This window comes from Arthrobacter zhaoguopingii, assembly GCF_009828605.1.
In the GTDB taxonomy this organism is placed as follows: Bacteria; Actinomycetota; Actinomycetes; order Actinomycetales; family Micrococcaceae; genus Arthrobacter_D; species Arthrobacter_D zhaoguopingii.
In genome coordinates, this window is sequence record NZ_WIAE01000001.1 from 504,014 (window position 1) to 517,457 (window position 13,444).

Genomic DNA, 13,444 nt, shown 5'->3' on the forward strand with positions numbered 1-13,444 from the left:
GGCAAGGGCCGTACCGGCCCGTGCCGTGTCCGAGCTAGTCGCTGGGGCTGATATCGGTGGTGAGGTCCTCCTCATCGCCGGACTCGCGGTCGGCCTCCTCGGCCGGGCCAGCAGCGACGTTGAGCCCGGGAGCCTCCTCGGGCTGGCCCGCTTCATCAGCGCCGCTGAAGTCGAAGTCGAGGTTGGCAGAGCCATCCGCGTCGTCGGCAGGGGCCGTCTGTTCGGTCCGTTCGCGGGGCACGGGGTTGGCCCCCTGGCTGAGTCCGTCACGGACCGGGCTCGACGGATCTTCTGATTCGGGGGCCATGATCTACTCCTTCGCAGGCGTGGTTGCACCTGTGCAGTGCGCCGTTCCGCCGGGACACCCGGCGGTGTTTCGACCCTAGCCCCGGCCGGGATGAACCAAAAGGGAAAAGAGAAGCGTGCCCGCCGGTGCCCGCCGCAGTAGGGCTCCGCCGAGGCATCCGGGTGCCACCGCCGCATGCCGGGGCATCGGTCAGGACGGCGGGCGCGGCCCACGGTGCAGCAGGGGCTCGACCCGGAAGGGAACGAGTTCACCCATCGCCAGGGACGTGTCGCAGCGTTCGACGCCGTCGCAGGCGAGGATCTTCCCGTTCACCCGGAACAGGTCCTCGGCGTCCGCCGAGACGACGCGCACGAGGATGTCGGCCTGCCCGCTGAGGCCGTAGGCCTCGATCACCTCCGGGATCTCGCTGATCCGGGCGGTGATTTCGGCGAGCTTCTGCTGCTGGACGTGGACATGGATGAAGGCCATCAGGGGATAACCCAGGGCGGCGGGATTGATGCGCCGTTCGAAGGAGAGGAAGACCGACTTCTGCTCGAGCCGGGTCATGCGGGCCTGCACCGTATTGCGTGAGAGCCCCAGTTTTTCGGCAAGGGCGACGACGGTCCGCCGGGGGTCCTTGGCCATCGCGAGGAGCAGGCGGAGATCGGTGCCATCGAGGGGTTGCATAGTGCGCAACACTAACACGTCTGGACCGCCCGGAATAGAGCATAATGCTCAATGAATAACATTTCGGTTGTGCCACCTGTGGTGTGTGAGTAGGGTCACAGGTACTTCGGGTAATGGCGCCCGGGGTGTCCTGGAGGTGCTGAGGCGCCGAGGACGGACCGGCCTGACAGTGAAGGCGAAGTGCAATTGTGGCTCTGAAAAACATCGAATCCGTTCCCGGCGGCCCGGGGGAGCCGGGCTCCGGACTCGTCCAGCTGATCACCGCCGACGGCGTCCGCGTTCCGGAACCGGCCTACGACGCGCTGGTCGCCGATATCGACGGCGCCGCGCTGCAGGGCCTCTACGAGGATATGGTCGTCGTCCGCAGGATCGACTCCGAGGCCACGGCGCTCCAGCGCCAGGGCGAACTGGCCCTGTGGCCGCCGCTGCTGGGCCAGGAGGCGGCGCAGATCGGCTCGGGCCGCGCGCTGCGCAGCGATGACTTCGTCTTCTCGAGCTACCGTGAGAACGCCGTGGCCTACTGCAGGGGCGTGGACCTCACCGACATCCTGCGCGTCTGGCGCGGCAACGCCTCCTCGGGCTGGGACCCCTACGCCATCAATATGGCCACCCCTCAGGTCATCATCGGAGCCCAGACCCTCCACGCCACCGGTTACGCGATGGGCATCCTCAACGACGGCGACGACGCCGTGGCGGTCAGTTACTTCGGCGACGGCGCCACGAGCCAGGGCGACGTCAACGAGGCGATGGTCTTCGCCGCAAGCTTCCAGGCCCCGGTCATCTTCTTCTGCCAGAACAACCACTGGGCCATCTCCGAGCCCGTCGGTCTCCAGGCCCACGTGCCGATCGCGAACCGCGCCCCCGGCTTCGGCATCCCCTCCGTGCGGGTCGACGGCAACGACGTGCTCGCCTGCCTCGCCGTCACCCGCCAGGCGCTCGCCCGGGCACGCTCCGGCGGCGGCCCGACCTTCATCGAGGCGGTGACCTACCGGATGGGCCCGCACACCACGGCGGACGACCCCACCCGGTACCGCGACGCCAACGAACTGGAGGACTGGGCCGCGAAGGACCCGCTGAAGCGCCTCGAGGCGCACCTCGACTCTCAAGGCCTGTTCGATGAGGCCTTCACCGCCACCGTGAAGGCCAAGGCCGATGCGGTCGCCGCCGAGCTGCGCGCCGGCTGCCTGGGCATGTCCGAACCGGCACCGTCGGACGTGTTCAAGCATGTCTACAGCACCCCGAACTCCTGGCTTGACCGCCAGCAGGACCACTACGAGCGGTACCTTTCATCCTTTGCCGACAGCGCATCCTCCGACGGGAACTCCTGATGTCCACTCTTACCTTCGGCCGCGCGATCAACGCGGGCCTGCGCCGGGCCATGGACAACGATCCCAAGGTGATCCTCATGGGCGAGGACATCGGCAAGCTGGGCGGCGTCTTCCGCATCACCGACGGACTGCAGAAGGACTTCGGCGCCCACCGGGTCCTTGACACTCCGCTCGCGGAGGCCGGCATCATGGGCACCGCCGTCGGCATGGCCTACCGCGGCTACCGGCCCGTCGTCGAGATCCAGTTCGACGGCTTCATCTACCCGGCGTTCGACCAGATCGTGTGCCAGGTAGCGAAGATCCACTACCGCACCCAGGGCGCGGTGAAGATGCCGATCACCATCCGGGTTCCCTTCGGCGGCGGCATCGGTTCCCCGGAGCACCACTCGGAATCGCCCGAGGCCTACTTCACCCACACCTCCGGCCTGCGCGTGATCAGCCCGTCGAACCCGCAGGACGCCTACACGATGATCCAGCAGGCCATCAGCTCCGATGACCCCGTGCTGTACTTCGAGCCCAAGCGCCGCTACCACGTCAAGGGCGAGGTGGACGAGGGCTCCGACCCGGCGGCCTCGAGCATGGAAAAGGCACGCGTCGTCACCGAGGGCTCCGACGTCACCCTGGTGACCTACGGGCCACTGGTTCCCACCGCGCGCGACGCCGCAGTGGCCGCCGGCGACGACGGCGTCTCCGTGGAAGTCATCGACCTGCGCTCGCTGGCACCCATCGACTTCGAGACCGTCGAAACCTCCGTCCGGAAGACCGGGCGCCTCGTCATCACCCACGAGGCCGCGCAGTCCGGCGGCCTCGGGGCGGAGATCGCCGCGAGCATCACCGAGCGGTGCTTCTACCACCTTGAGCACGCGCCGGTCCGGGTCACGGGGTTCGACATCCCCTATCCGTACTCCAAGCTCGAATTCCACCATCTGCCGGACCTCGACCGCATCCTCGACGGCGTCGACCGCGTGCTCGGCCGGCCCAACTCTCTGAGCGGACTCGAAAGGTAGTGGCAGGCGTGATCAAGGAGTTCCGGCTTCCGGACCTGGGCGAAGGCCTCACGGAATCTGAAATCGTCAACTGGCATGTGGCGGTGGGGGACACCGTCGAGCTGAACCAGATCATTGCCGATGTGGAGACCGCAAAGGCCGTCGTCGAGCTGCCCTCGCCCTACGCAGGGGTAATCGCCGAGCTTCACGAACAGCCTGGCACCGTCGTCGAGGTCGGCGCGCCGCTGGTGTCCTTCGAGGTGGCCGGGCCCGCGGGAGCGCCCTCCTCCACCGGCAGCGCCGCGCCCGCCGGGGACACAGGCGCCCCCGCCAAGCGTGAGCCGAACCTCGTCGGCTACGGTGCCGCTGTCGAGAAGGGCGGGCGGCCCGAACGGCGCGCCCGGCGCTTCGAGGCCCAGCTGTCGAGTGGGGCGAATCCTGCCGGAGGATCCGCCCTTCCCGGGTTGGCCGCAATTCCCGGGTCCGTGCCGATGATCGAGGCCGTTCCTGCCGTCCCTGCCCGCCCTGCCGCCGAGGCCGCTGCCGTGGCGCCTGCCCTCGAATCCGCCGGTCCGCATTCCGCCTCCCCGGTCCTTCCAATGATCAGCAGGGAGCGTCCGCGCTCGACTCCTCCGGTACGGAAGCTCGCACGCGATCTCGGCATCCGCCTCGAGGGAGTTCCGGGCACCGGACCCGGCGGGCTGATCACCCGGGACGACGTCCTGGCAGCCGCGCAGCCAGCTTCCGCGTCGGGTGCGGGCAGCGTCGCGCTGGCATCGGTCATCCCCTCACCGGCCACCTCCTCACCGGCCGGAGCGCGGGAGGCCGCCCGGGAGACGCGCACGCCGATCAAGGGGATGCGCAAGCACACGGCGGCGGCCATGGTGGCCAGCGCCTTCACCGCGCCGCACGTGACCGAGTTCCTGACCGTCGACGTCACTCCCACCATGGAACTCATCGGCCGGGTCAAGGAATCGAAGGTGTTCGCGGGTGTGCGGATCACGCCGCTGACAATCGTCGCGAAGGCCGTGTGCATCGCCCTGCAGCGCAACCCGACGCTGAACTCCCGCTGGGACGAAGCCGCCGGGGACATTGTGCAGTTCAACTACGTGCACCTCGGCATCGCCGCCGCAACCCCGCGTGGACTGCTCGTGCCCAATATCAAGGACGCCCACGACCTCAGCCTGCTGGAACTGGCGGGAGCGCTGACGGGCCTCACCGAGCGCGCACGCGCCGGTAAGACGGGGCCGGCGGACCTTTCGGGCGGCACCATCTCCATCACGAACATCGGTGTCTTCGGCATCGATGCCGGAACGCCGATCCTCAACCCAGGGGAAGCGGCGATCCTTGCCATGGGAGCCGTCCGCCGCATGCCCTGGGAATACGAGGGTCAGATCGCGCTGCGGTCCGTCATGACCCTGAGCCTTTCCTTCGACCACCGACTGGTCGACGGCGAGCAGGGTTCGCGGTTCCTCGCCGACGTCGGCACCGTTCTGGCCGACCCGGGGATGGTCCTCACGATGGTGTGACGGCCGTCGCCGCACACCGCAGGGGCCCGGTGCGGCCCCTGCAGGGTTCGGCGCGGGATCCGCGGGCGCGGGCACCTGCCGAAAAGGTAGCTACCCAGCAAAACCGTGGCGTTCGAGGCGGCTGGGTTGACGGCGGGGAGTAGAGTCGGGAACCAGCAGAAGGGCATCGGTTGAACACCGGCCCCGCCTGCGTGGAGGTGCGTGCTCCGCCCGGAGCGGGCGGGGATGGCACCGGGTGGCTCCAGTCCACCAATACCTTAATATCCACCATTGCAGCAGCCGATGCGCCGCGGATCGTCCTACAATCGACTGCGCAACGGGCCTGGACGTGGGGACCGGTCGGCGACGGCGGATGACCAGAACGGCAGCAGAGACGGGGGCGGACGGTGATTGAGAGGAATTCCCAGGCGGGGGACCAGCCGCGCGGTATGGGGGACCTCGCTGATCAGCTGGGGCTGCTTGCGCGTGAGATGCAGAAGGAGCAGGACACCGAGGCGGTCCTCGAAGACATCGTGCGGGCGGCGATCCGGTTGATCCCCCAGGTGGCGCACGCGTCGATCAGTCTGGCGAGGGCGCGTCGGACGGTGGAGTCCCGTGCCGCATCCGGCGACCTGCCCCGCAGGGTCGACGCAGTCCAAAGCGAAACCGGTCAGGGTCCGTGCCTTGATGCCGCCTATGAAGAGCAGATGGTCAGGGTTCCTGACCTGGGCAGCGAAACGCGCTGGCCCAGGTTCGCCCGGCGCGCCTGGGAGCTGGGTGCCCGGAGCATGCTGTCGTTCCAGTTGTTCGTTGAGGGCGACAGCCTGGGGGCGCTCAATCTCTATGGCGCCGAGGTCCACGCTTTCGATGACGAGAGTGAGCAGATCGGGCAGCTGGTCGCCGCCCATGCCGCCGTCGCCTTCGCCGGTGCCCTGGAGATCAGCCAGCTCAATGAGGCCCTCGTCAACCGGGATGTGATCGGCCAGGCCAAGGGAATCCTGATGGAACGCTTCAAGATCAGTGCACCGCAGGCCTTCGTGCTGCTCTCGGCGGTGAGTTCAACGACGAACACAAAGCTTCAGGTGGTCGCCGAACAGCTGGCCAGCACCGGCGATATTCGGGTGAACGGCCGCGGCAACGGCCACGCGCAGGCTGCAGCCGGAGGGTAGCGGCCGGCGGTCAGCTGTCTGTAGTCAGCTGTCGACGCGGGTGGTACGCAGCCGGGACCTCAACCGGGTACGCGGTGCGGGAGGTGACAGCCTGCCCAGATTCGAACGGTGTTCAGGGCTGTAGGGGGCGCGGCAGCAGTGGTAGCTTCCCCCGGAAAACATGTCATCGATGAGCTCATTGACGGCCTGCGAGATGCAGTCACGCTCCTGCGAGGGGAGCTGGATCAGCCCATGCAGGTAGGCATCGACCTCAAGCTCATCCATTGAGCCGCCCATGTTCAGGTAGTGCTGCACGACCTCGGCGAGTGACAGGCCGGAACACTCGAGGGCCTCGAAGGTGCGTTGGTGCTGCATGGGTCCCGTCCCTGGGGTGAGTCGGCGGCGAAAGCGGCCGGCGCCCCTGGTTAAGGCCCCCCTGACCCGTCACTCGGGACTCCTGCTTTCCGTACCCTCCCATTGTGTTCCCCGCACCTCAAGGAGCCCCCGTGGAAAACCTATGGTTTACCTCAAGAATGCTCGGCCGGCGCCCCGCTCAGCCGCCGGCAGCGGCGAGGAACCGGTCGCGCTGATGGGGGAGGAGCAGGCGCAGGAACTGTGGGTTCTCCCGCAGGAATTCACGGGATTCCGCACAGTATGGGGCGATATCGAGGCGTCGGCGGTGGGCGTTCATCAGGACCGACTGCATCAGCACGGGTTCGAGACCCATGGATCGGAATCGGCGGTCGATGACTGCCTGGATCAGCAGGACCTCCCCGCCCCGCAGCTCGTATTTGACGTACCCTGCCATCAGGCCGTCCCGGTACAGCTCGAACCGCGAATACAGCACATTGTCACGGAATGTCCCCCGCTGGCCCGTTGATTCCACCGGTACCGGCGCCTGCGCCGTCTGTTCCCTGTGTTCCAGCTCCTCGACCAGGGCCTCGTAATGCTCCCGCACCTCAGGCGGCGGGTACGCGGTGTCCATCAGTTGGTAGGTCAGGTTGCACATGGTGCGAAGCTGCCGCGTGGGCAGGGTGGAAAGGTCCGTGGGGAACTGGGCCTCGCCTGCCGACGAGCCGGACACAGCCGCCGGCCGGGGGGTGTGTCCCCACCGTGCGGCAGGGGCGTCGAGGTCGGGCGTGGGGAAATGAACATACAGAGCGTTGTTCATGAGAACTCCATGGTCGAGGGGCCACAGGCCTCCTGCTCGACCGGTCTCCTCAGTGTAGGTCGGAAGTCCGGAAAGGGAAAGGTCAGTTGGCTTATTAATTTCCCCACCGCCCGGAACTGCCCCGGCTATGGCCCCTGCCGGGCCCTGAACCGCTCCTCGTAGACGCGCTCCGCCTCCTCGAGGACGGCTGAATCGAGCTGCCCCCGAGGGCGGATGTCGGTCAGGAGCGGTTCGCAGTCCGGTCCGCGGCCGGCGCAGGTTCCGGTGAGGATCCAGGCATGGCGGTCCCGCTGCTCGCTCAGGTGCTTGTACTGGCAGATCTGGCGGGCCAGCCAGTCCTTCAACGGGCGGGTCCACCAGGCTTCCGGTGTCAGCGGATTCACCGAGAGGCCGGGGAGTGCCAGTCCGCTTTCGGTGTCGGTGCTCTGTGAGCCGGCATCCGCCTCATATCCTTGCGAGTAGCGCAGGCAAACGCCGTCCACCGTCGTAACCAGCCGCTCGAGTTCGGCCAGGTTTTTCACAAGGCTTCCTTCCGCCGTGGTTGTCATTGCCGCCCTTCGCGTCCGCCCGTTGAGAGGAACTTCGGGCCGGCCCGCATTCGGCCCCAGGCAGTGCCGGCGTGCGTGGCGTCCCGGTGTCCGGCAACCGGTCGCCGGACACCCGTCACGACGCTGTCCGAGGCCCCTCCGATAAATTCCTAAGCATGCTTAGTAGATTTCAGATTGCTCGACGGCGCCGGCCCGGTCAAGGATTTTCCCAGCGGCCGGATTCGACTTGCGCGGGACTCTGGTCAGGTGGCGGATGGCTCCGGTTCCTGTCCGCATGCTCCACGCAGTTCGGACAGGGCGTCGTCGGGCACCGCGTCGCCGGACTCAGCCAGCCGATCCGCCGGCGCCAGAATCGCCTCGGGTACCCCGGCGGTTCGAGCGGGAGCGATGAGGCTGCCGAGGATTTCCTTGTCCCGCACGCTGACCAAGCCGTCCTCGGTCACCGAGCAGATCTTCTCTTTTACCTCACCTGTCGCGGCGGTAGCGGCCGACGACACGGCGTCCCGGGCTGTGTCCTCGACCTGGGAGCACGCTCCCAGCAGCGCGGCGAACGGAACGGCGAGCAGGGCGAGGCGCAACTGTTTCCGGCCGCGGGTGTGGGTCTGGACGGTCATCAAAGATTCTCCTCGGTTCTGCGGAAGGCCGGCACAACAGGCCGGACGCCGCGCAATAGGTTGATTTTACCTCTGCTGGGGAGGGTTCAGGTGGCCGGAACTGCCGTGATTTTTCCTTCCCGGAAGGCATCGACGAACAGTGAATGGTCCCGGCGGACCTCCGCCGCGTAGGCCGTGGCGAAGTCGATGATGTCTTCGATGAACTCCTCCTCACGGCCCTCAAGCAATTCGATGATCGCAGTTTCGATGCGGAAGGGCACAAGATCGTGGTCGCTGTCCTCGTCGCTGGCACAGTGGATCTTGGCCGTGGCCTGGCCAAGGCTGGCCAGGACGGGTTCCATCTGGGACGGCTCCGTCAGGTCTTCCCAGTCGAGGTCCCGCTTGTAGGGGGAGAGTTCGCCGACGACGAAGGACACCCCGTCGATCGTGGTGTAGCCGAGGAACGGATCAGTGTGGGTCTGGAGTGAGCGCTGGCTGATGACTGCGCGGTGGCCGTCATCAATAAAGTAGGAGCGCACCCGTTCATCGGAGACGATCCGGCTGGGCGCGGCAACGTTCGACTGCTTCATGGTGAGGATGATGTCGTTTTCCTGGGCCTCGTCGAAGCCTTCGATGAGGACGTTGTAGGCGGGCAGGCCCGCACTGCCGATGCCGAAACCCTTCTTGCCGACGATTCCCTTCACCTGGTAGAACACCCGCCGCCGGGACCGTTCGCTGTCGGGAATGGTCGTCAGGTACTGCTCGAACGCGGCGTCCACCTTCCGGTACTCGGCCTCCTCAAGCGTGCGGATCGAGCCATCCTCGCGGAAGTGCCGTTCATAATCCTCGATCCGGGTCAGGGCGTCGAGCAGCGCGGTCCGTCTGGAGGCCCGGGCCTCCTGGAGGACGGCACGGACTGCCCCGTCGGTATTGGAAAGGCCGAAGGCGAAATCCTCATCTTCGGCACGGACATAGTCGCGCACCCGGTCCAGGTAGGCCTGCAGGTAGACCCGGGCGAGGTCGTGCACAGCCCGGGTGGGAAGTGCCTTCTGCCAGCACAGCAGGGCAAGGGACGCGGCGAAGCGGCGGAGGTCCCAGGAGAAATGGCCAACGTAGGCCTCGTCGAAGTCGTTGACGTCGAAGGTCAGGCGTCCTTCATTGCTCATGTAGGTGCCGAAGTTTGCGGCGTGCAGGTCCCCGTGAATCCACACGCGGCTCGTGCGCTCGTCGGCCCAGCGGTCCTCGAGGTCCGCCATATCGGCGTAGAAGAGCGCGGCACTGCCCCGGTAGAACGCGTAGGGGTCGGCGGCCATCTTCCGGAACCGGGCACGGAAAGCGTGAGGATCGGCCTCCATCAGTGCCTCGTGGGCTTCGACCAGGGTGTCGATGATGAGCTGCTGGCGGCGCGTGGAGTCGACCATGGAGTCAGACTACCCGCGCTCCGCAGCCTTGCGCAGGGGGGAAACGGCGGGTGCGCCTCGTGGAAATGGCAGGTGCCGGATCGGTGGAGCCGGGCGGGGAGCCCGGGGTACGCTTCGTCCGGAATCTGGCGGTCGATGGAACCGGCCGGCCGGTCCCATCCGGTCCGTGCAGCGGCCGGCCCCTGCCGGGCCGCGCGCAGGCCGCCCCGCGTACCCGAAGGAGAAGCATGGCAAAGCTGATCTACTCGATGATCACCTCGCTCGACGGCTACGCAGAGGCGGCGGACGGCGACCTCGGCGCCGGGGCCGAGATTGCGGAGGTGCACACCTTCATCGGTGACATTTTCCGCCCCGTCCGCACCTTCCTCTACGGCCGGCGGATGTACGAGACGATGGTGTTCTGGGAGACGGCGCATAACCTGCCCGACGTGCCTCCGCACATCCTGCAGTACGCCCGCGACTGGCAGGCCGCGGAGAAGATCGTGTACTCCACGACGCTGGAGTCGGTGTCAAGCGCGAAGACCCGGATCGAGCGGACCTTCGATCCTGATGCGGTGCGCAGGCTCAAGGCTGAGTCCGACTCCGACCTCACCGTCGATGGCCCGAACCTCGCGGCCCAGGCGATCGCGGCCGGTCTGGTGGACGAGTACCACCTGTTCATCACCACGAGTGTGGTCGGAGGCGGCAAGCGGTTCTTCCCCGACGGCGTGAGGCTGGATCTCCAGCTGGTCGAGGAGCGCGCCTTCGACAGCGGACTGATCTACGCCCGCTACCGGACCCGCTGAGCCGCACCCGGCGGCGCCGCTGCCGGAGCCCGATCCTCCGCCGGTGACCTCTCCAGCAGGCGTCGCCACCCGATCGCGTTGAAGTCCTTCCCTGGTGATCCCGCCCGAGGCGGGACAGGTTGGCCCTGGATTCACGTGCTCGACCGGCTCCCTGGCGCGGCGCGCCGTAAGCGGCGCTTCATTGAACTCCGTTGGAGTGGATGCCATTCTCGACGGGTTGCAGCTAACGGCCGAAGAGAACGGCCGGAACTCACGGCCGGAGCTACCGGCGGGCCGTGCCGGCAGCTCGTGCCGGCCGGAGACAGGACGGGGATTCAGTGGTGGAGGATGGAGGGCGCCCTCCCGGGGATCCGGTGCCCGATGGCGAACGGCAGCCGCTCGGGGCCGCGTTCTGGACGCTGTGGACCGCTTCGGGCTTCTCGAACCTCGCCGACGGCATCCTCAAGGTCGCCCTGCCGCTGATTGCCCTGCGCTTCACCGATTCCCCGACGCTGATCGCCGGCCTCGCCGTGGCCCTGTCGCTTCCGTGGCTGCTCTTCGCGCTCCCGGCCGGAGCGCTCGCCGACCGCGGCGACCGCCGCCGGATCATGCTCACGGCCAACACCGCTCGAGCCGCCCTTCTCCTCGCCCTCGTCGCTGCCCTGCTGTCGGGGGCGGAGCCGATCTGGGCCCTCTACATTGTGGCGTTCGGCATCGGCTGCTCCGAGACCGCCTACGACACCTCGGCCCAGTCAATCCTGCCGCAGGTGGTGCCCCGGCCGGTGCTCTCGCGGGCCAACGGCCGGCTCTTTGCAGTGGAACTGACGGCGAATCAGTTCATCGGGCCACCGCTGGGAGGAGCGCTCGTCGTCGTGGGGGCCACCCTGGCCCTGGCCCTCCCGGCGGCCCTGTGGGTCTGCGCGGTTGGCGCACTGCTGTTCGTACGCGGCAGTTTCCGGGTGGAGCGGACTACATCCTCCTCGATGCGTGCCGACATCGCCGAGGGGCTGCGGTTCCTGTGGAGCCGGCCGCTGCTGCGCACGCTCGCGGCGATGGTCGGGGGCTTCAACTTCGCCTCCAGCGCGGCGTTCACCGTCTTCGTGCTTTTCGCCGTCGGGCCTGGATCGGCCATGAAGCTTTCGGAGCCCGGTTTCGGGCTGCTGCTGACCTCAATCGCCGTCGGAAGCCTCCTCGGTTCGCTCGTCGCCGAAGGGATTGAGACGCGGCTGGGACGCTCCCGGTCCCTGGCCGTGGCGATCCTCGCGAGCGTCCCCCTCATCGGCATCCCGGCCGTGACCGCCGACCCGGCGTTCGTGGGCCTGGCCTTCTTCGTGGGCGGGGTGGCCATCGCCGTCTGGAACGTCGTCTCGGTCTCGCTGCGGCAGCGGATCACTCCGGACCGGCTGCTCGGACGGGTCAACAGCACCTACCGCCTGCTGGCCTGGGGCACGATGCCGGCCGGTGCGGCCGCCGGCGGGCTGGTGGCCCAGTACTTCGGGCTGACCACGGTGTTCGCCGCGATGGGCATCCTGTCCCTGGCGCTGCTGCTCGGCATGCGGGTGGTGACCGAACCGGCCATTGAGGCCGCGGAGCGCGACGTCGAAGGCGCCTGAGCGGGCGCCGCGGTGACGGACTGCAGCCCCGGACGGACCGCCCGCGGCGCGCCGCGCTGACGGACGGCGGGCCCGCGGGGTTGGCTGCCCGGCCGCGCCCCCGGCCGGCGCAGTGCGGTTCCGGCGGGCCTACCGTAGTTCGAGAATCAGTTCCTTGACCACTGCGCCGCGGGCGTTGGCGAAACCCTGGGCCTCGCCCACGCGCTGGAAGCCCCACCGCTCAAGAATGCGGATCGAGCTGACGTTGTCGACCACGGCCCGGGCGCGCAGGGGCCGTTCGGTCACCTCGGCGAGGAACTGGCCCACCGCCGCCGTCGTGATGCCCTGGCCCCAGCGGGCCTTGTCCACCCAGTAGCTGATTTCGGGGGTCTCCTCGTCCTTGTAGGCGAGGATGCTGCCGACGACCTCGCCGTCCGCGAGGATGGTGCGCACCGTGATCTTGGGGTTGTTGAGGATGTCCTGCCAGTGGTGGTCGAACACCCCGCGGTCCGATGGATTCTTCGCGGCGAAGGCCGCCATGTGGTTGGCGCTCGGGTCCAGCTGGTGGGTGAAGAACTTATCCAGGTCGGCGGCTTCAACGGGGCGGAGTTCAATCACGGCGGAACTTTCGGTTAGGAGGCACTGTCGGTTAGGAGGCACTGTCGGTGAGGAAGCACAGTCGGTTGGGCGGCACTATCGGTATCGGTAAGGAACCAGCGTACCTGCGGGTTCGGCGGATGCCGGGCTCAGGCGTTGAGTGCGGCCCACGCCATGTTCTCCAGCAGGAGGCGCAGGCCGCCGAGATCCCTGCTGCTCCTGCTGCCCTGGGTCGTGTGCGGGGTTGAGTTGATGAGCCCGAACACCGCGTGGGCCTTGCGGCGCAGCTGCACCAGGTCGGCGCCCGGAGTGCGGTCGGCCATCGCCTCGACCCACACCTCGAGGTAGCGGCGCTGCAGGGACCTCACCGTCTGGGCATCCTCCCTGGACAGGCTGCTGAGGTCGCGGTCCTGGACGCGGATGACGTTGGCATTGCTGAGGGCAAAATCGACCTGGAACTCGATGAGTCCGCGCAGGGCGCTGTCGGCGTCGGCGGAGTTGGCCAAGACGGCCCGCCCGCCGTCGAGAAGGTCTTCGCTCACTCCGGTCAGGAGCGCCGACAGCACTGCCGGCTTGCCGCTGAAGTGCCGGTAAACAGCTGGCCCGCTGACGCCTGCGGCAGCGCCGAGGTCCTCAATGGAGACACCGTTGTACCCGCGCTCCGCGAAAAGCTGGGCTGCCGCGCCCAGGAGGGCGGCGCGCCGCGAGGCCTTGGCCAGGCTGCGGCCCGTGACCCGGTCGACGGTGGGCGGTGATTCCATGACAATATCCCCCTGTTGGTGTGTGTGCTCTTATTGTGGTGGACAGGCCGGTTA

15 protein-coding genes are annotated in these 13,444 nt (G+C 67.8%); 6 read left to right on the top strand and 9 right to left on the bottom strand.

Going from position 1 to position 13,444, the window contains the following annotated elements:
• Nucleotides 1-34: 34 nt before the first annotated feature.
• Nucleotides 35-307 (bottom strand): hypothetical protein, encoded by a 273-nt coding sequence (locus GVV77_RS02230; protein WP_159615947.1) that lies wholly within the window; start codon nucleotides 305-307, stop codon nucleotides 35-37.
• Between the two features lie 189 nt (nucleotides 308-496).
• On the bottom strand, nucleotides 497-973 hold the full coding sequence (locus tag GVV77_RS02235) for an Lrp/AsnC family transcriptional regulator (RefSeq protein WP_133403273.1): 477 nt from the start codon (nucleotides 971-973) through the stop codon (nucleotides 497-499).
• 194 nt (nucleotides 974-1,167) lie between these two features.
• Here GVV77_RS02235 and pdhA point away from each other — a divergent pair, with 194 nt between their 5' ends.
• From pdhA to GVV77_RS02255, 4 genes are all read left to right on the top strand, one after another.
• On the top strand, nucleotides 1,168-2,301 hold the full coding sequence (pdhA, locus tag GVV77_RS02240; RefSeq protein ID WP_425483332.1) for a pyruvate dehydrogenase (acetyl-transferring) E1 component subunit alpha: 1,134 nt from the start codon (nucleotides 1,168-1,170) through the stop codon (nucleotides 2,299-2,301).
• Nucleotides 2,301-3,308 carry an alpha-ketoacid dehydrogenase subunit beta gene (locus tag GVV77_RS02245; protein ID WP_159615949.1) on the top strand — a complete coding sequence of 336 codons (1,008 nt, stop codon included), beginning with the start codon at nucleotides 2,301-2,303 and terminating at the stop codon, nucleotides 3,306-3,308. Before pdhA ends, GVV77_RS02245 begins: the two co-directional genes overlap by 1 nt.
• Nucleotides 3,309-3,316: 8 nt before the next feature.
• On the top strand, nucleotides 3,317-4,816 hold the full coding sequence (locus tag GVV77_RS02250; RefSeq protein ID WP_159615951.1) for a dihydrolipoamide acetyltransferase family protein: 1,500 nt from the start codon (nucleotides 3,317-3,319) through the stop codon (nucleotides 4,814-4,816).
• A gap of 386 nt (nucleotides 4,817-5,202) precedes the next feature.
• On the top strand, nucleotides 5,203-5,964 hold the full coding sequence (locus GVV77_RS02255) for a GAF and ANTAR domain-containing protein (protein ID WP_246199572.1): 762 nt from the start codon (nucleotides 5,203-5,205) through the stop codon (nucleotides 5,962-5,964).
• A gap of 24 nt (nucleotides 5,965-5,988) precedes the next feature.
• Here GVV77_RS02255 and GVV77_RS02260 read toward each other — a convergent pair whose 3' ends face one another.
• The 5 genes from GVV77_RS02260 to GVV77_RS02280 form a co-directional block, all read right to left on the bottom strand.
• Nucleotides 5,989-6,318, bottom strand: a complete 330-nt coding sequence (locus tag GVV77_RS02260; protein ID WP_159615953.1) for a hypothetical protein — start codon at nucleotides 6,316-6,318, stop codon at nucleotides 5,989-5,991.
• 178 nt (nucleotides 6,319-6,496) lie between these two features.
• The gene (locus tag GVV77_RS02265; protein WP_159615955.1) at nucleotides 6,497-7,114 is read right to left on the bottom strand and encodes an N-acetyltransferase; all 618 of its coding nucleotides are present in this window, start codon (nucleotides 7,112-7,114) and stop codon (nucleotides 6,497-6,499) included.
• A 125-nt stretch (nucleotides 7,115-7,239) separates the two neighbouring features.
• Nucleotides 7,240-7,635 (bottom strand): DUF6098 family protein, encoded by a 396-nt coding sequence (locus tag GVV77_RS02270; RefSeq protein ID WP_246199573.1) that lies wholly within the window; start codon nucleotides 7,633-7,635, stop codon nucleotides 7,240-7,242.
• A gap of 269 nt (nucleotides 7,636-7,904) precedes the next feature.
• The gene (locus tag GVV77_RS02275) at nucleotides 7,905-8,276 is read right to left on the bottom strand and encodes a hypothetical protein (protein ID WP_246199574.1); all 372 of its coding nucleotides are present in this window, start codon (nucleotides 8,274-8,276) and stop codon (nucleotides 7,905-7,907) included.
• Between the two features lie 86 nt (nucleotides 8,277-8,362).
• Nucleotides 8,363-9,676 (bottom strand): DUF2252 domain-containing protein, encoded by a 1,314-nt coding sequence (locus GVV77_RS02280; protein WP_159615959.1) that lies wholly within the window; start codon nucleotides 9,674-9,676, stop codon nucleotides 8,363-8,365.
• A 227-nt stretch (nucleotides 9,677-9,903) separates the two neighbouring features.
• On the opposite strand from GVV77_RS02280, the gene GVV77_RS02285 reads away from it, so the two are divergent.
• Nucleotides 9,904-10,461, top strand: a complete 558-nt coding sequence (locus tag GVV77_RS02285; protein ID WP_159615961.1) for a dihydrofolate reductase family protein — start codon at nucleotides 9,904-9,906, stop codon at nucleotides 10,459-10,461.
• Nucleotides 10,462-10,778: 317 nt separating this feature from the next.
• Complete coding sequence (locus GVV77_RS02290) at nucleotides 10,779-12,053, top strand: MFS transporter (protein WP_246199575.1); 1,275 nt, start codon at nucleotides 10,779-10,781, stop codon at nucleotides 12,051-12,053.
• 129 nt (nucleotides 12,054-12,182) lie between these two features.
• Here GVV77_RS02290 and GVV77_RS02295 read toward each other — a convergent pair whose 3' ends face one another.
• Both GVV77_RS02295 and GVV77_RS02300 read right to left on the bottom strand, forming a co-directional pair.
• On the bottom strand, nucleotides 12,183-12,650 hold the full coding sequence (locus tag GVV77_RS02295; protein ID WP_159615965.1) for a GNAT family N-acetyltransferase: 468 nt from the start codon (nucleotides 12,648-12,650) through the stop codon (nucleotides 12,183-12,185).
• Nucleotides 12,651-12,778: 128 nt separating this feature from the next.
• Nucleotides 12,779-13,390 carry a TetR/AcrR family transcriptional regulator gene (locus GVV77_RS02300; protein ID WP_159615967.1) on the bottom strand — a complete coding sequence of 204 codons (612 nt, stop codon included), beginning with the start codon at nucleotides 13,388-13,390 and terminating at the stop codon, nucleotides 12,779-12,781.
• Nucleotides 13,391-13,444: the final 54 nt, after the last annotated feature.